The organism is Rhizobium sp. 22-785-1 (assembly GCF_053521965.1).
The window spans coordinates 53,353-69,990 of sequence record NZ_JBNWDI010000001.1 but is presented as its reverse complement, the minus strand read 5'-3'; the positions used below and the strand labels follow the sequence as shown (position 1 = coordinate 69,990).

Annotated in this window: 19 protein-coding genes; 8 read left to right on the top strand and 11 right to left on the bottom strand. The window is 55.1% G+C overall.

Going from position 1 to position 16,638, the window contains the following annotated elements; genetic code table 11:
• Positions 1 to 98 precede the first annotated feature (98 nt).
• On the top strand, positions 99 to 1,079 hold the full coding sequence (locus ACQZ5M_RS00350; protein ID WP_296016454.1) for a hypothetical protein: 981 nt from the start codon (positions 99 to 101) through the stop codon (positions 1,077 to 1,079).
• 94 nt (positions 1,080 to 1,173) lie between these two features.
• Here the strand turns inward: ACQZ5M_RS00350 and thrS are convergent, their stop codons facing one another.
• From thrS to ACQZ5M_RS00330, 4 genes are all read right to left on the bottom strand, one after another.
• The gene (thrS, locus tag ACQZ5M_RS00345; RefSeq protein ID WP_449078814.1) at positions 1,174 to 3,177 is read right to left on the bottom strand and encodes a threonine--tRNA ligase; all 2,004 of its coding nucleotides are present in this window, start codon (positions 3,175 to 3,177) and stop codon (positions 1,174 to 1,176) included.
• 108 nt (positions 3,178 to 3,285) lie between these two features.
• A complete protein-coding gene (locus ACQZ5M_RS00340; protein ID WP_449078813.1) occupies positions 3,286 to 3,720 on the bottom strand; it encodes a DUF2267 domain-containing protein in 435 nt (144 codons plus the stop codon).
• 9 nt (positions 3,721 to 3,729) lie between these two features.
• Positions 3,730 to 4,092, bottom strand: a complete 363-nt coding sequence (gene yidD / locus ACQZ5M_RS00335; RefSeq protein WP_449078812.1) for a membrane protein insertion efficiency factor YidD — start codon at positions 4,090 to 4,092, stop codon at positions 3,730 to 3,732.
• 4 nt (positions 4,093 to 4,096) lie between these two features.
• Positions 4,097 to 4,543 carry an iron-sulfur cluster assembly scaffold protein gene (locus ACQZ5M_RS00330; protein WP_449078810.1) on the bottom strand — a complete coding sequence of 149 codons (447 nt, stop codon included), beginning with the start codon at positions 4,541 to 4,543 and terminating at the stop codon, positions 4,097 to 4,099.
• A 272-nt stretch (positions 4,544 to 4,815) separates the two neighbouring features.
• Between ACQZ5M_RS00330 and folE the strand changes: the two genes are divergently transcribed.
• The 3 genes from folE (at position 4,816) to ACQZ5M_RS00315 (ending at position 6,992) form a co-directional block, all read left to right on the top strand.
• On the top strand, positions 4,816 to 5,442 hold the full coding sequence (folE, locus tag ACQZ5M_RS00325) for a GTP cyclohydrolase I FolE (RefSeq protein ID WP_296036628.1): 627 nt from the start codon (positions 4,816 to 4,818) through the stop codon (positions 5,440 to 5,442).
• Positions 5,443 to 5,473: 31 nt separating this feature from the next.
• Complete coding sequence (gene hisI / locus ACQZ5M_RS00320) at positions 5,474 to 5,938, top strand: phosphoribosyl-AMP cyclohydrolase (protein ID WP_296036630.1); 465 nt, start codon at positions 5,474 to 5,476, stop codon at positions 5,936 to 5,938.
• Positions 5,939 to 6,038: 100 nt separating this feature from the next.
• Positions 6,039 to 6,992, top strand: coding sequence for a patatin-like phospholipase family protein (locus ACQZ5M_RS00315; RefSeq protein ID WP_449078809.1), 954 nt, complete (start codon positions 6,039 to 6,041; stop codon positions 6,990 to 6,992).
• 45 nt (positions 6,993 to 7,037) lie between these two features.
• On the opposite strand, the gene ACQZ5M_RS00310 is transcribed toward ACQZ5M_RS00315, so the two are convergent.
• Both ACQZ5M_RS00310 and ACQZ5M_RS00305 read right to left on the bottom strand, forming a co-directional pair.
• On the bottom strand, positions 7,038 to 7,472 hold the full coding sequence (locus ACQZ5M_RS00310; protein WP_449078808.1) for a CBS domain-containing protein: 435 nt from the start codon (positions 7,470 to 7,472) through the stop codon (positions 7,038 to 7,040).
• A gap of 182 nt (positions 7,473 to 7,654) precedes the next feature.
• Complete coding sequence (locus tag ACQZ5M_RS00305) at positions 7,655 to 8,398, bottom strand: rhomboid family intramembrane serine protease (RefSeq protein WP_449078807.1); 744 nt, start codon at positions 8,396 to 8,398, stop codon at positions 7,655 to 7,657.
• Positions 8,399 to 8,737: 339 nt separating this feature from the next.
• On the opposite strand from ACQZ5M_RS00305, the gene ACQZ5M_RS00300 reads away from it, so the two are divergent.
• Both ACQZ5M_RS00300 and ACQZ5M_RS00295 read left to right on the top strand, forming a co-directional pair.
• The gene (locus tag ACQZ5M_RS00300; protein ID WP_296016479.1) at positions 8,738 to 9,340 is read left to right on the top strand and encodes a PilZ domain-containing protein; all 603 of its coding nucleotides are present in this window, start codon (positions 8,738 to 8,740) and stop codon (positions 9,338 to 9,340) included.
• A 567-nt stretch (positions 9,341 to 9,907) separates the two neighbouring features.
• Entirely contained in the window at positions 9,908 to 10,519 is a 612-nt protein-coding gene (locus ACQZ5M_RS00295; RefSeq protein ID WP_296036637.1) for a transglutaminase-like cysteine peptidase, read from the top strand.
• Between the two features lie 102 nt (positions 10,520 to 10,621).
• Here ACQZ5M_RS00295 and ACQZ5M_RS00290 read toward each other — a convergent pair whose 3' ends face one another.
• Together ACQZ5M_RS00290 and ACQZ5M_RS00285 are read right to left on the bottom strand one after the other, a co-directional pair.
• Positions 10,622 to 11,056 carry a DUF1489 family protein gene (locus ACQZ5M_RS00290; RefSeq protein ID WP_296077225.1) on the bottom strand — a complete coding sequence of 145 codons (435 nt, stop codon included), beginning with the start codon at positions 11,054 to 11,056 and terminating at the stop codon, positions 10,622 to 10,624.
• Between the two features lie 65 nt (positions 11,057 to 11,121).
• The gene (locus ACQZ5M_RS00285; protein WP_296077230.1) at positions 11,122 to 12,525 is read right to left on the bottom strand and encodes an L-serine ammonia-lyase; all 1,404 of its coding nucleotides are present in this window, start codon (positions 12,523 to 12,525) and stop codon (positions 11,122 to 11,124) included.
• Between the two features lie 639 nt (positions 12,526 to 13,164).
• On the opposite strand from ACQZ5M_RS00285, the gene ACQZ5M_RS00280 reads away from it, so the two are divergent.
• Positions 13,165 to 13,518: a hypothetical protein gene (locus ACQZ5M_RS00280; RefSeq protein ID WP_296036641.1), complete on the top strand. Its 354-nt coding sequence runs from the start codon at positions 13,165 to 13,167 to the stop codon at positions 13,516 to 13,518.
• Here the strand turns inward: ACQZ5M_RS00280 and ACQZ5M_RS00275 are convergent.
• Positions 13,513 to 14,268, bottom strand: coding sequence for a phosphodiester glycosidase family protein (locus ACQZ5M_RS00275; RefSeq protein ID WP_296077233.1), 756 nt, complete (start codon positions 14,266 to 14,268; stop codon positions 13,513 to 13,515). The genes ACQZ5M_RS00280 and ACQZ5M_RS00275 overlap by 6 nt on opposite strands.
• A gap of 220 nt (positions 14,269 to 14,488) precedes the next feature.
• On the opposite strand from ACQZ5M_RS00275, the gene ACQZ5M_RS00270 reads away from it, so the two are divergent.
• Positions 14,489 to 15,226, top strand: coding sequence for a ParA family protein (locus ACQZ5M_RS00270; RefSeq protein WP_449078806.1), 738 nt, complete (start codon positions 14,489 to 14,491; stop codon positions 15,224 to 15,226).
• 61 nt (positions 15,227 to 15,287) lie between these two features.
• On the opposite strand, the gene ACQZ5M_RS00265 is transcribed toward ACQZ5M_RS00270, so the two are convergent.
• Both ACQZ5M_RS00265 and ACQZ5M_RS00260 read right to left on the bottom strand, forming a co-directional pair.
• Positions 15,288 to 15,449 (bottom strand): entericidin domain-containing protein, encoded by a 162-nt coding sequence (locus ACQZ5M_RS00265; protein ID WP_296018316.1) that lies wholly within the window; start codon positions 15,447 to 15,449, stop codon positions 15,288 to 15,290.
• Between the two features lie 122 nt (positions 15,450 to 15,571).
• Positions 15,572 to 16,519, bottom strand: a complete 948-nt coding sequence (locus ACQZ5M_RS00260; protein WP_296018318.1) for a LysR family transcriptional regulator — start codon at positions 16,517 to 16,519, stop codon at positions 15,572 to 15,574.
• Positions 16,520 to 16,638: the final 119 nt, after the last annotated feature.

The window sequence follows — 16,638 nt, the reverse complement described above, 5'->3', positions numbered from 1 at the left end:
TTCCATTCGCATGCAATCTAAAGACAGGCCTTGAAATAGCCTTGCGGTTCGGATTGAAGTGGTCCCACAAAAACAAGAAGTCAATCCGGTCGAGAGAAATGACGTTCACCAAAATTGGAGCAGGTCTGTGCATCGCGCTGGCAGCGGCCGCTGCGCTTCCTGGCGTTGCCATCTCTCAAGATGCCTTCAAGGAGTTCAAGCAACTCGGCGGCACGCCAAAGATGCCGAAGCTGAATGCATTCTCTGTTCCTTCCCCTTCGGAACCGGAGGCGGTGAAATCGCGTGACATCTTTTTGGAAGCAAAGCTGACCCAGCAGGGCGAGCCGATGATGGAGGGACTTGCCTGGCGCGTGTTCAGCCCTATTCCGGGACCCGATGGCAAATTGCCTATGCTTGCAAGCTCGGACGGCGGCTCAGCCGAATTTCACCTTGAGCCCGGTGATTACTTCGTCAATGTCGCCTTCGGTCGCGCTGGCGTGACCAAGAAGCTCAGCGTTCCGGAGAACGGCAAGATCGACAAGCAGGTTCTTATTCTCGATGCTGGTGGCTTCGTATTGAATGCTGTTGCGGGCAACGACAAGAACATTTCCGCCAATCAGCTGAAGTTTTCCATCTACGCGTCCGAAGCCTCCGAGAACGGAGAGCGGAAGCTGGTGATGACGGATGTGAAGCCAAACACGATTGTTCGCCTCAATGCAGGCACCTACCACGTCGTTTCCGAATATGGCTCGGTGAATGCGGTGGTGCGCGCCGACATTCAGGTTGAGGCCGGCAAGCTGACCGAAGCGACGTTGCAACATCATGCGGCCCAGATAACGCTCAAGCTCGTCTCGGAGCATGGCGGCGAAGCCATTGCCGATACGGCCTGGTCCGTCCTGACGGGTGCCGGAGATGTGGTCAATGAAAGCGTCAGCGCCTTTTCCACCATGGTTCTCGCCGACGGCGAATATACTGCAATCGCCCGCAACAAGGACAAGGTCTACCAGCGCAATTTTTCGGTGAAGGCCGGTCAGGATTCCGACGTGGAAGTGCTGATGAAGGATCAGACGACGGAAGATGCGACGGGCGATTTCGAGTAGCGTCCAAGAAAAAGCGCCCGCATCGATCGATGATCGAACACCCCCGCGAGACTATATATGAAAACGGCGCCCTGAGGCGCCGTTTTCAGTTTCTTTATATCGCTCTGGTCTTTGCCGCACGCTTGCGCTTGACGTCAGGCGGCGTTGCCTCATCCATCAGATTGGCGATCGCATCCTCAAGCGAAAACGACGTCTGAGCCTGTGAACCCAAACGACGAATATTGACTGTACGCTCTTCGGCTTCCTTCTTGCCGCAAACGACAATGACAGGAACCTTGGTGACCGAATGTTCGCGGATCTTGTAGTTGATCTTCTCGTTGCGGAAATCCGTTTCGACCGAAAGGCCTGCTTCGCGCAAGGCTTCAGCGACTTCGCGACCGTAATCGTCGGCGTCAGACGTAATGGTGGCGACAACCACCTGGAGCGGTGCGAACCACAGCGGCATATGACCGGCGAAGTTCTCGATCAGGATGCCGAGGAAACGCTCCATCGAGCCACAGATGGCGCGATGGATCATCACCGGCTGGCGCTTTTCGGACGCCTGATCGATATAGAAGGCACCGAAACGTTCCGGCAGGTTGAAGTCGACCTGGGTCGTGCCACACTGCCATTCGCGGCCGATAGCGTCCTTCAACGTATATTCGAATTTCGGACCGTAGAACGCGCCCTCGCCCGGAAGAATGCCGGTCTTGATGCGCCCGCCGGATTGCTCCTCGATGGTCTTCAAAACGTCCGTCATCACGCTTTCGGCGCGATCCCAAAGATCATCGGAACCAACGCGTTTTTCAGGACGGGTTGAGAGCTTGACGACGATCTCCTCAAAACCGAAATCCTGATAGACCGAGAGAATTAGATCGTTAATGCGCAAGCACTCAGCCGCCATCTGCTCTTCGGTGCAAAAGACGTGGGCGTCATCTTGGGTAAAGCCGCGAACGCGCATCAGGCCGTGAAGGGCACCCGAGGCTTCGTAGCGGTGTACGGTACCGAATTCCGCAAGACGGACAGGTAGTTCTCTATAAGACTTCAACCCATGCTTGAAGATCTGGACGTGGCCAGGGCAGTTCATCGGCTTCAGAGCAAAGACACGGTTGTCCGCTTCTTTGTCATCGGGATGGGTAAACGCGTAGGCGGATTTCACCGCGAACATGTTTTCCTGGTACCAGCCCCAGTGACCGGAGGTTTCCCACAGCGAGGCGTCCAGCACCTGCGGTGCGTTCACTTCCTGATAGGTACCCTCAAGGTTACGGCGCATGTAGCTGGTCAGTGTCTGGAACATACGCCAGCCCTTGCCATGCCAGAACACCACGCCTGGACCTTCTTCCTGGAAATGGAACAGATCCATTTCACGTCCTAGGCGACGATGGTCGCGTTTTTCGGCTTCCGCCAGAATATGTAGATACTGGTCCAACTGTTCCTGTGTTGCCCAGGCGGTGCCGTAAATGCGCGTCAGCATCGGATTGTTGCTGTCACCACGCCAATAGGCACCCGCGACCTTCATCAGCTTGAAGGCCGTACCGATCTGACCGGTGTTGGCCATATGCGGACCACGGCAAAGGTCGAACCAGTCACCCTGATAATAGATCTTGAGATCCTGACCCTCGGGGATCGCATCGACAAGCTCGACCTTGTAGTTTTCTCCCTTTGCGGCAAAGACTTCCTTTGCCTTCTCGCGCGACCAGATCTCGCGAGTGAAGGGCTTCGACCGGCCTATGATCTCTTTCATCTTCTTTTCGATCTTGGGCAGATCGTCCGGCGTGAAAGGCCCGTTCTTGGCGAAGTCGTAATAGAAACCGTTTTCGATGACGGGGCCGATCGTCACCTGGGTACCGGGCCACAATTCCTGCACGGCTTCCGCCATGACGTGAGCGGCATCGTGACGAATGAGTTCAAGCGCCCGCTTGTCGTCGCGGGTGACAATCTCGATTGCGCCATCGGCAATCGTATCGGACAGGTCGCGCAATTCACCGTCCAGCGCAATGGCGATGGCTTTCTTTGCGAGCGACTTGGAAATGGATTCGGCGACGTCACGTCCGGTTGTACCCGCGGGGTACTGACGAACGGAGCCATCCGGAAATGTAAGGGAAACGGCGTCTGACACTTTAATTCTCCTGTCCAGTCCCGCCAACGAATGCGGGTGGGATATTGGTCAGCCGAAACGACTGACAATGCAGCGCGTGGATACTGAAATTTGCCTATTCAGTAAAGTCTATTCGATTTCGGTCGAAAAACCCCAGAAAGACAGTGCATCAGAAGAAACGGATTTGAGAAAGCTCTTCAACTTCTCCTCGCCCATGTGAAGACGCAACGCTTGCGTAACATCTTGAATAGCCGTGTCTGGCGAAAGATTATGGTCTCGCCTGAAGAACATGACCTCCTCTTGCAGTCTGAGCCTTGTATCGAAAGGAACGGCTGGCTCGCCCATCGTCCAGTCAGCGACGAAAAGTGCCCGCAGGCCCGGCTTTAGCAACCCAGCAAACGCCAAACTCTGATCCGGCGTCAGACGTCGCCGGAACACACGAAGCACCGCCTCAAGCGTCGTGAAGGCACGATGCGTCGTGCTGAGCATGGCTCTGTCGCGAACATCGACAAGCGCAGCTTCAAGATCTCGGGATGCACTAATGTATTCCTGTGGTACCGTCATGAACCAGCATCAACCTTCGTGCTTTCCGAGAGTCCAGAGCCTCCAAAGCTGCCAAAAACGGACAGATCGAAGGCTATCTGGCACAGCATTGTATCCCGTCGTTCCACCCGGTCCACACCGTGCGACGCGAAACAAGCTCAGCCACCCTCCAGACCATAATCCGTGGCGGGCGATCGCTTCATATCCATATTCGGAACATGTCGGAATGTGACGGCAGGAGTTTCCGATGAAGCCGGAAAGCGTCAGTTGATAGAGCCGGATGAATCCCATGCCAAACAGCCTGCCGGGCGTCTTCGCAAATGGTCCATTCCAATTCCGAGAGCGGTTTGGAGATTTGCGCGATCTATCGTGACAACCCGGTTGTCCACACATCAGATCAACTCGCTTCGGCCAGAGACTTTTCAGCCTCCAGCTGGTCCAGGCAGTCGCAAATCGCCTCGAAGGTGAGCATCGTCGAGGCGTGGCGAGCCTTATAATCTTTGACGGGCTTCAGCACCCGCATATCTTCGAAGCGACCCGACGGCCCCTCGCCGCCCGCAGTCAGCATGTCGATCATGTCCTGGCGCGCCTTGCGGATTTCACCGCTTGTTGCACCGATCACATGATGCGCCATGATCGAAGATGATGCCTGCCCCAAGGCACACGCGCGCACCTCGTGAGAAAAGGCCGAAACAATATCGCCGTCCATCTTCAGATAGACCTTAACTTTGGACCCGCACAATTTGGATTGTTTCTGTGCTTGCACCTGCGCATCCGGCATCTCTCCGATGAGCGGAATATTGCCGGCAAAGTCAAGGATGCGGTTGTTATAAATGTCATCCATTATCGAAGATCCAAGTGAATGCCCCGGAATGATGGGACCGATGCCATTCATTTACTAAACGATGTGTCGCTATGGGAAAAGCTTTGCAGCCCATGCCAAGCGTAATATGTTAACTCATTCACCATACATCAAGCGACGATGAAATAATGGTGGCGTGTGGCAGAAACTCTTGCCAAAAAATGGAAAAACAACCAGATAGCAGCTACCTGACATGAAAATGTCGCTGCAATATGCGTTCAGGTGTGGCCTTGACCCTCACCGGGAGATCAAAAATGGATGCAATCGTGAAGAAATTTCCTGGCGCTGATGCGACAGACGATGAGACGAAGAATCGCCCTACCCAGGAAGACGCCGAGGATGCCGTGAGGGTTCTGCTGCGCTGGGCAGGCGACAATCCCGATCGCGAGGGCTTGCTGGACACACCTAAGCGCGTCGCCAAGGCTTATCGCGAACTCTTCTCCGGGTATGATATCGATGCAAAGGACGTGCTTGGCACATTCTTCGAGGAAGTCGGCGGATATGACGACATCATTCTCGTGCGCGACATTCCGTTCTTCTCGCACTGCGAACATCACATGGTGCCGATCATCGGCAAGGCGCATGTAGCCTACCTGCCGAATGGCCGCGTCCTCGGCCTATCCAAAATCGCTCGCGTGGTGGAGGTTTTCGGCCGCCGGCTGCAGACCCAGGAAACCATGACGGCGCAGATCGCATCTGCCATTGAAACCACGCTGAAGCCACGCGGCGTTGCCGTGATGATCGACGCGGAGCATATGTGCATGTCCATGCGCGGTGTGCAAAAGCAAGGCTCCACGACATTGACGACGAGCTTCACCGGTGCATTCAAGAAGGACCCTGCAGAGCAGGCCCGTTTCATGTCCATGGTGCGCAATCGATAAGTCGATTGACGCCCGGTAAACAGGGTAAGTCATGTCAGCCATTTTCCCCTCGGCGCCATCCGACAAGACGGCGCTGGAAGCATCCGGGCCGTTCTCTCCGAAGTTCGACGCGAACGGGCTTGTAACTGCGGTGGTCACCGACGTCAAAGACGGTGAACTGCTGATGGTGGCGCACATGAACGCGGAGGCGCTGAAGCTGACGCTGGAAACCGGTATCGCGCATTACTACAGCCGCTCGCGAAACAAGATCTGGAAGAAGGGAGAAACCTCTGGCAATCTCCAGACTGTTCGCGAGTTTCGCACCGATTGCGATCAGGATGCTGTCTGGCTGAAAGTATCCGTTGCCGGCCATGATGCTACTTGCCATACCGGGCGCCGCTCCTGCTTCTACCGTACCGTGACGCTGGAAAACGGAACCGCGATCACGACCGTAATCGACGATGAGCGGCACTTCGATCCGGAAGCCACCTACGGGTCCTCCACACCGTCCTCATAAAGGCCGGAATCTTTTCGATTTCTTTGCTCTTTGCTGCGATGATCGGAGAAAACCACGGGAAACTGTGGTTTCCGCGGGAGATGCTAGTGGGAGAGATCGAATGCTTGGATGGGGAATAAACCGCGACAATCCGTCGTCCGCGAACACGCTCGATACCCTGGAAAAACTCGCGCCGAAACCAAAGTCAGCATTACCGCCCAACCGCATCGCGCTTGCGCTTGGCGGAGGGGCAGCACGCGGATGGGCGCATATCGGCGTGCTTCGTGCGCTTGACGAAGCCGGCGTCAAGATCGGGATGATTGCAGGCACGTCGATCGGGGCGCTCGTCGGTGGGTGCTATCTCGCCGGAAAGCTGAACGAACTTGAAGAATTTGCGCGTTCTCTTACCATGAGGCGCATCGCCGGCTTGTTGGACCTCACGATCGGCGGTAGCGGACTGTTTGGCGGTATGCGCCTGACCAAGCGGATGCAGGAGCATCTCGAGGGTCTCAATATCGAGGATCTCGAACATCCTTTTATCGCCGTCGCAACGGAATTGCGCACCGGCCACGAAGTGTGGGTTCACCAGGGCAACCTGATCACCGCGCTTCGTTCATCCTATGCTCTGCCCGGTATATTCGAGCCGGTGCGCTGCAATGGCAGGACGTTGATCGATGGCGCCCTGGTCAATCCTGTCCCCGTATCGGTATGCCGCGCCTATGAGCAGGCTCTCGTGGTGGCGGTCAACCTCAACTACGATATTTTCGGTCGCTCTGCGGTCGTGAAGCACGGCGCTGGTTCCGAACACGATCGAAGCGAAAGCCCAACACCCACTGCCGCAACGTCGAGAATAGGGCTTCCCGGTGTTATGGTTCAGGCGTTCAATATCATTCAGGACCGGATTTCGCGCGCACGGCTTGCTGGCGATCCGCCGGACCTGACCCTTCATCCGCGCATCAGCCATATCGGTCTTTCGGAATTCCATCGCGCTGCGGAAGCCATCGATCAAGGCTATGAGGAAACACGCTCCAGAATTCCTGAAATGAAGCGCATGCAACAGGTATTCCAACCATGAAGCAAAAGGCAGACCGAGCGGCCTGCCTCATATTTCATGCGTTGATCAGCCGGCGATATAAGCCTTGATGTGCGCCGCTTCGGTTTCGATCTCACCGATGCGCGCCTTGACCACGTCACCGATAGATATGATTCCGGCCAGACGACCATCGGCTTCAACAGGCAGGTGACGGAACCTGCCGCCCGTCATCGTTTCCATCAGATCGTCGGTGGTTGTTTCCTCCGTGCAGCGTGTGACGTTCTTGGTCATCACGTCGGCAACACGCGTCTCCATGGCGGCGGAAGCCTTGGCGGCGACAGCGCGAACCAGATCGCGTTCGGTGAAAATACCAAGAACTGCGCCATTATAATCCGTCACCACCACGGCTCCGATACGATGCTCATAAAGCGTCACGGCAGCATCGGCCAGCGTCATATCCGGGTCGACCGTGACGACCTCTCGTCCTTTGAGATCCAGAATTTCTTTGACAAATATCGGCATGCATACCTCCCTTTTTCATTGCTGCCGGTTGTCCCTGCCCAGTTTCCTCCCGAACGCGACCCACCGTCAACAAATTTTTGCTCTGCCTGAGAGGGGAAAGCAACAGCCTTTTGAAATCTTATAGCCTCCGTTCGCCCATAAAGATTCGAAACCATTCAGACCGTTTCAATCGATGGAGCAGACTATAAATCGACCGGCTTGCGATCAAACAGCCCGAAGAAGAGGAAGCCGAAGAAGAAGCCGAATATGTGTGCATCCCAGGCTACCGCGCCACCGACATCGCCAAAAAGAGGAACACCGAAAGCGACGACAATGTTACCGGCCAGCCACATGACCGTGAAGATGAGGACTGTGCGGTTGGATAGAGCCTCAATGATGCCCTGGCGAGGCAACGTGTGCCCGAAGGCCGGGTGGTAGCGCTGTCCACGCGGCGGGAAGGCGAAGCGGCAGGCAGCTCCCATAAGTGCCGAAACGACGCCGGAGGCACCGATGAGAACAGTGACGCTTCCCCAGTCGAGCGCGGCATGACCGAAGGCGGACATCGCCGCCGAAACCACCCAGAACACCGCAAACTGTGCTGTACCGATACGGCGTGCAACAGGTGCTCCAAACGCCATAAGCCACAGTCCGTTGAACAGGATGTGCTCTACGCCACCATGGAGAAAGGAATAAGTCAGTGGCGTCCATAGCCACTCAAGCCCCTGTTGTGACAGCGGAACGGTGTAGCGCGCGGGTATGAAGCCGAAAGTAAAGAGGAACTGACCATACATCTCGTCCGACATCAGATAGGTCGAACCGGCCTGAAGCGCGATCATGAACCCCAACACAGCCACCAAGATAAAGGGAAGGTTGAAGACCGGTTGTTTCTGACGCGGTGGCGGCTGGTCTGATTGCTCTTGCTGTTCTCCACCTTCATGATGCGTCATTTGGTATTCCATTTCCTGTCGCGTGAGCCGATCAGACCATTATAGGAACCCTAACTCAAATAAAAGCGGGTGTGGCACGGTCGACCAGACCCGGTTGATAATCCTTGCGGCAGTCCAATGATTGCTGGTGATGCGGGATTAATGAGCAGATAAAGTCTGCCTGCTTCCGAAGTCTCTCCCGTGACAGAACAGTTGTGGATCAAAACGATACAGTCGATCCTGAATTTTGCCGATTAGGCGTGGCTATAACGCCCCGATATTGCTGTACAACACAACTGTCTGTTAACCCGCGCATAGTACACAGAGCTATTCTTCCACTCATGCAACATAGCGCAGGCCATGTTTTCAAATTTAGCTCATACTTACTCCCCAAAACCAGTCGACGTCGCCGAACCGCCGGTGAGCGTCGGTCTGCCTGGACGCTTGATGCTTCCAAATGAGGAGGAGTATGATTGCACCGCGACCGAAATGACCGCAGGAAGCGCCAGACTGACCTGCTTTGCCAGGCCGAGCCGCAATGACCGGATCATCATTTACCTGCAGCATATCGGACGCGTAGAAGGCAAGGTTACGCAACTCACGCCCGACGGCTTCTGCATCGCTATCGCGGCGACGGAACGGAAGCGAGAAAAGCTTGCAGCGCAATTGGCATGGATCGCCAAGCGCCAGTCTCTTGGCCTCCCAGAAGACAGACGTCACGACCGTCTTACACCCCGCCACCCCAACGCCAGCTTGTTGCTGAATGACGGCAACACCGTTTCCTGCCGCATCATTGACCTTTCCCTTTCGGGTGCCGCAATCGAGATTGAAAATCGCCCTGCAATCGGTACGACCGTGCGGCTGGGAACGATGGGTGGCCGCATTGTCCGCCACTTCATGGAAGGTGTGGCGATCGAGTTCGATAGCATCCAGTCTCGAGACGCGCTGATCGAGTTTCTCTAACACATCCTCACGATCAACGTTTTACGACCGGCGACGACTGTTCGCCGGTTTTTTGATTCCTCGCGACATGCCTCATGTCCGGACCCGCCTGCGCATGTTCATGGCGCATTCGGATCACGCGCCACTCGTGCAAGGCGTCCCCCCCTGCCTCGGCAACTGCTTCAAAACGGGATTCTCAAAAAAAATTCCAGAGAAAACGTACAAAAATTCTCACAAAATCTCTTCTTAAGCACAACTTTTGAATGAATTTATACCGATAGCTCCACTAAAGAGTCATATTTTCATGGTTAACTATGAGTGTCACTCATCGCAAAACCATCTCTCAGGCTCTTATTTTGCCTTTCGTATTAACCCTGACTCGGCCCGGCCTCCAAGAAAACGGGAGGTTTTCTCGCCACTCCAAATTATTGAACTAACAGAAAAGCTAAAATTTAAATCAAAACAGCTTCAAAAACGCATCAAATAAGCCTTTGTTTTTGCTCAATTTAAGCTCGAATTTGAGCGCCGTTTTTTGCGTGCGATCAAAGTGTCGCTGGCATTGTCTTCCTCACAACGGGGAGACAAGATATGAAAAAATACAGCCGTTTGGGACTGACCGTAGTAGCACTGACGATTGGCGCATTCGCCCCACAGGCAGAAGCGTCTCCAGGAGCTGCAATGCGGATCATTGGTAAAGCCAACCCGCCCATTGGGCATTATGAATTCTGCCAGACCTACCAGAGCGAATGTAAGCCGACCTCCGCCGACATGGGCCCGATGAAGCTGACGGAAGAGGCCTGGAAAACAATTCTGGACGTAAACTATACCGTCAACACGACGATTACGCCTGCAACGGACATGGAAATCTACGGCGTCGAAGAGCGGTGGGCTTATCCCACAACAGCCGGAGACTGCGAGGATTTCGTGCTGCTGAAGCGCAAGATGCTGATGAGCAAAGGCATCGCGGCATCCAATCTGCTGATCACCGTGGTATTGCAACCAAATGGTTCAGGCCATGCCGTGCTGACCGTCCGGACCGATCGTGGTGATTTCATTCTCGACAATCTGCGCAACAAGGTCATGGACTGGTCTGAGACGGAGTACACCTATCTCAAGCGCCAGGACTCCTCTAATCCAGGCCGTTGGGTCAAAGTTCAGGATGGCCGCAACGTTAGTGCTGTTGCAGGCATCAACAACTGATGATGCTGCGATGACAGCGGTTCATGGCCGATCGCCTCAACCCGTGTCGATCGTGCCAAAGGCCGGCTCCGTTGCCCCCGGAGCCGGCTTTTTATTTTCACCCTAGAGAAGCCCGAGTTCGGCGAGTTCACGCCGCAAGTCCGAGGGAAGATCTTGTGAAAGATCACTGCCCGCAAGATCACGCGGCGCTTCCTCACCCTTGAGATAGCGCCATCCCTGAAAGGGCCGCTTCGGTGCCGGCGAGGTCTCGATCACTTCCGGCCCGAGAATGAGATCGCATCGCGTAATGCCGTCTGCGCCTGTGAAGGAGCGAATATCAAGAAGCTTCTGGCGCGCCTGTACCTGCCCCTTGATCACCCAATAGAGAGAGCCTTCGTCCAACAACTCTTCAATCCGTTTAGGGATCATGCGCGTGGTGTGGACGCTGTGCGGCTCAAGTCCAGCCGCGATTGCAGTAAGGGAGCGCTGAGATACCCATTCGCGAAGATCGTCGATAGAGTCCGCGCCGACGCAAAGTTTAATCAGATGTAGAGCCATGCCGCTTATCAATGCCGTTTCGACGGACGCGTCAAGCGCCCGTCAAAAAGATGACAATGCTAACGTCAACATTCCACGACATTGACCGCAAGGCCACCGGTCGAGGTTTCCTTGTACTTCTCGCTCATGTCGTTGCCGGTCTGACGCATCGTCTCGATACAGGCGTCGAGCGGAACGAAGTGTTCGCCATCGCCCTTGAGGGCGAGAGACGCAGCCGTGACAGCCTTCACCGCGCCTAGCGCATTTCGCTCAATGCAGGGAACCTGCACCAGCCCGGCCACCGGATCGCACGTCATACCGAGGTGATGTTCGAGCGCGATTTCCGCAGCGTTCTCAACCTGGGCAGGAGAGCCTCCCATAACGGCTGCAAGGCCCGCGGCTGCCATTGCGGCGGCGGAACCGACTTCACCCTGGCAACCAACTTCTGCGCCCGAAATCGATGCGTTGTGCTTGATAATGCCGCCGATTGCCGCTGCCGTGAGGAGAAAGTCACGAATGTCCTCGACAGAAGCATCCTCGTGGAAATGGCGAAAGTAGCGTACAGTCGCAGGCACGACGCCGGCTGCGCCATTGGTCGGCGCCGTGACGACCCGACCGCCCACGGCGTTTTCCTCATTGACCGCCATCGCGTAGACGCTCAGCCAGTCATTGGCGAGAACCGGGTTCAGCCTGTTGCTGCGCCATTCAGCATTGAGCTTGTCGTGAATGGAGCGCGCCCGGCGGCGAACCTTGAGCCCGCCCGGCATAATGCCCTCGCCCTTCAATCCACGTTCAATGCAACCATTCATGGCCTCCCAGATCTGGTCCAGGCGCATGTTCAAGGTTTCGCGGCTCATTACCGTTTCTTCGTTGGCGCGCTTCATCTGAGCAATGGTGCGGCCCGAGCGCGCTGCCATATCCAGCATCTCTTTCGCCGTGGAAAAGGGATATGGCACCTTGGGGCCGTTATCGACGGTCTTGCCGCGCTTACGCGCAGCCTCGAGTTCTGTGTCGGTCACCACAAAACCGCCGCCCACGGAGTAGTAGATGCGCTTCAACAGCATCCGGCCCTGATTGTCATAGGCGGAAAACGTCATGCCATTGGCGTGGCCGGGAAGCGGGTTTTTCTTATCGAAGATCAGATCCTCGTCTGGCCGAAAAGCGTAGGACGGATGGCCAGGCGGCGTAACGCGACCTTCGCACTCGACTTCGGCAATGATACCATCCATGGCGTCCGGATCGACCTGATCGGGTTTTTCACCCGTCAGACCCAGCACGACCGCCCTGCCCGAACCGTGGCCAATGCCGGTGAAAGCAAGCGAGCCATGCAGGCTGACCTTGATCGCCGAGATCGTTGCGCCGGAAGGACGCGGCCAGTCATCAGACAATATCAGATCGAGAAACCGATTGGCGGCCGACATGGGCCCCATCGTGTGAGAACTGGAAGGGCCGATGCCGATTTTGAACACGTCGAAGACGGAGAGAAACATTCTGGTATGCCCTATGTATAGACCTATTGGCGCGAGTCTATCGGAACCTCGCGCCACGAACCATACCGAAAAGCGGCCAAAACTGTGTCGGAAGCGCTATGGCAACATTCTGCCATCGCCAAAAGAAAACAGCGCGGCTCTTGGGAGAGTCCACGCTGTTCTGTAAAAAAACTTTTTAAAAAGTGAGATGCTTATGGCGTACCGAAAAGATAGGTCAATGCGAGAAATGCGGCAAAGCCTGCAAGCGCGCGCAACGTAACGCCCCAGCAAGATTTCTGAGCGGTTTCTTCCATGATTACTCCAGCGTGTTCACTCTACGGTGGCTTTTGCAGCGCGTCCCGTTGCGCTACCGTTTATTAAAAATGTGTGACGAAGGCAATTGCAAAAAAAGGCTAAACCAAGGCGAATCCGGTAAGCTGCCATACGTTGAGTGCATAGGTCTAAGAAAAAACAATCGCTTACCAATACGCTCTTCCAGCAGCGTTTGAGGACGATGTCTCAATTCGGTCCAAAGTGTAAATAGCGTAAGATATTATGTGGCTTCTTCCCTCAAGCATACTGCCGCGCATGGCATGGGCAGCTTGAAATACGCCGGTCTGTAGCTTACCGAAATTGATACTTAAATCAGAGCGGGGAATCATGCAGAGCGCGTCGTCAACCTTTCCGGATCGAGAAACAGTCGCCTCGAAGATCGCAACGCTTGGAGCAGAAGACCAGGCGTGGCTGACACTGCTTCTGGAAAATCCGACTCAGGACGAAGCCCTTCTTGAAGGGCTGTTGATTTTTCTCGACCGGGAAACCCAGTCGCGTTTCCTCAACGCTCTCAAGCTGGAAAAATGCGGCAAGTGGTTTGGAGGAAACGCCCCTGCCCGGCTTCAGATTCGTTTGCATGAAATTGCCAAGAGCAGCCAGCATCCCGCTTATGCGTCTTTCAGGGCTGGCGTAGCAAAGTCTGGCGGGCTGGAAAAGGCCTACCCCAAAGCACCGCTATAAATCCGGCACGCGATCCACGACAGCGATGATCGGTCCCATTGGAAAAAGATCGTCTCTTCTTCCAATGGCTGGAATGGTGACGCTCGAAATAGTGCCGTCGAGATAAAGTGCATTTGGCGTGTTCAGCCTGTCTCGAAACAAAGTGGCAAAGTCGTAAAAGCGCACCGGCTTTTCCGATATGACGAAATGCACGATACCATCAGGTGAGACTCCTACCCCATTGCGTCGCTTAAAGCTGTCGCTGTCGGGAAGAAAACGCGGATGGAGCTTACCGTCTATCACCAGCATCGGACCTGACTGCGTTGCAAATTGGGGCCGGAGATCGGTGTTGAGATAAGCGCTGGTTTCGGCAACGCCTGCCTCGCCATCGGTGATGAAGAATACTCCATTGGGCTGCATGTGAAAGTTTCCCCATCCGCCACTGGTGCTGATCCGCGTTTTCTCAGTCCCGTTCTCGATGAACAGACCGACCGGAGACATATCGTTGTGATACATTCCGCCATTCATCCCAAAGACCATGAAGCGGTGCTGACGCCATAGGGCTGAAGAAAGCGCGGCGAAGCTGCCATAGGATGCAGCGCTTACCTCGTCACGACTGTAGATCCTTATATCGGACTTCCGCGGATCGAAACTGCAGACTGTATAGGCAGCCCCGGCATGGTCGATTCGCTGGCAGTAGCTCGGTAATCCGGTACCGTTTACCTCAGAAGCAAAAAATAACGACAAAAAATATATTACAAAGCGGCGCATGTTTCCCCTTGGCGCAAGTACAGAATCGTCGTTTCTATTGCTGGGGCGCTAAAAGCGCTGCAGGAAAAAACGAACAGACAGAATCTTTCCAGACAGTCTTTCCGTCTGAATTGAGGCCGCATCATTACAATCAGACAACAAATGCGTCCCGCCTCGTGACGGTGCGGGTATTTATTAAGGGCGATGATAAGGCTCGAACATATCATCAGGGGTTCAGACAATGCCAATCATTACGTTTGCAAATACCAAAGGCGGCGCAGGAAAAACAACGGCTGCCGTGATCATCGCCAGCGAGCTAGCGCGGCAGGGACACCGCGTCACACTTCTGGATGCCGACCCACAGAGATGGGCATCGAGGTGGCACGGTCTCACCAAGCCTCAGAAGAATCTGTCCGTGATTTCCGACGTGACTGACGACACAATCGAAAGCCACATCAAGGACAGCAAGAAACGCGGTGGCTATATTCTGATCGATATGCCTGGCGGACAATCGCCCGTTTTGGCGAAGGCGATCGGTTTTGCCAACCACGTTTTCATTCCGGTTCAGGGCTGTGCGATGGATGCAGTGGGTGGAGCCCAGGTGCTTGGTCTCCTGAAGGACCTCGCCGACCAGTGCGATATCCACATTCCGCATTCAGTGATTCTCACGCGTATCAGTCCAATCATCACCACACGATCAATGCAGGCGGTTAAAACATTGCTGGCCGAGAGGATGGTGCGAGTGTTGAATATTCCGCTGGTCGAACGCGCTGCCTATCGCGACATGTTCGTCACTGGCGGTGCTCCGCATATGATGAACCCTGAACGGGTCAGCAATCTGGATAAGGCGTGCGAGAATGCCCAAGCTCTTGCCGTCGAGGTCCTTAGCCTCGTCCCACCTAAGGCCATATCGGCGAAATCGGTGAAGGCTGCCGGCACAAAAGGCGCAGGTTCGAAGCTCGCCAAGAAAGCTGCCTGAACCATAAACGAAAAAGCCGACGAGCGATCGTCGGCTTTGTACGCTCACGTTGATTGCGATATCAACGGCGCGCTGCGTGATCCACTCGGCGTCCAGCATCCTGCGTCGCATCCACGGCGTTTGCCGTATCGCGGCCCATACCGCGGATGGTGTTGCCACAAGAACTCAAGGTCGCGACCGTAACAAGAATAGCAGCAACGGTTGCAAAAGCACGTGTCGTCATATTGATATACTCCCCTAAGGCCTGCACGGTGCAGGCGTCATCCTAGACGGATGATCAACGCCGCGATGCAAAAGCAGTTCCAGCCATTTTCAAAAAAACGTGAGCGCGAAACCTTCGCGGACTTAAGCGGCGGGCGCTGCCTGCGCAACATCGCGAAAGGCATTGCGAATGCTGTCGGCGACCGCCTGGATCGGACGCGACACCTTGTCGGTCATGATCAGGCGAATGTCAAAGCTGCCAAGCGGTGGCAACCCTTCCTTCTCGCCCAGGACGATCATATCGTTCTGGATGTAGGACCGTGGCAATGGAGCAATCGCGAGATCGGCTTCGATTGCCGCTCTCTGGGCAAGGGTGTGGCCACTCAAATATGCGACGCGATAGGGTCGGCTACGCTTTTCCAATGCGTTGATCGCCTCGGATCGCCAGATGCAACCATCCTCCCATATAGAAATCGGCAAAGGCTCTCGGAGATGTGCGGTTCCACATTTTGCTCCCGCCCAAACCAATCTTTCGCGCATTAGAACCTCACCCGTGTCTCTCAGCGGATGTGAAGCGCAATTTACCAGCGCCAGATCGAGCCGTTGCTCATCCACGCGCTTATATAGCTGAGAACTGGAATCGATCGTGACATCGACCATGATTCCTGGAAAGGCTTCGGCAAAGCGCTTCAAAATGCCAGGCAAGAGGCCACGCTGGCCAAGATCGTCAGGCGCGCCCAGCCTCACCACACCAGATAACTCGGGCATGACGAACCGAGACACGGCCTCGTTCGACAGCGCAATCATTCGTCTTGCATAGGTCAGCAGGGTTTCGCCATGGGCCGTCAGCGTGACAGATCGAGCATCACGCAAAAAAAGCGTGGTCTTCAACTGCTCCTCAAGTTTCTTGATCTGCATTGACACGGCGGATGGCGTGCGGAACACGGCTTCCGCCGCGGTCGAGAAATTGCCCGTCTCTGCAATCGCCACGAATGTTCGCAGAATGTCATTGTCAAGCAAGGGAAGCGGCTGGCGAAATGAAACAGTCATGACCGTGTCCGTCAATTTTTCTGAATGATATATCGATATCATTTCGTTTGATTGAATGTCAAGCCAACGCCATTCTGTTCATCAAGCAGAGCCGAACACCCGGCCCATCTGAATATCGCAACACAAAATATCATGAGTAGCATCACTGCCATTCAATTGAT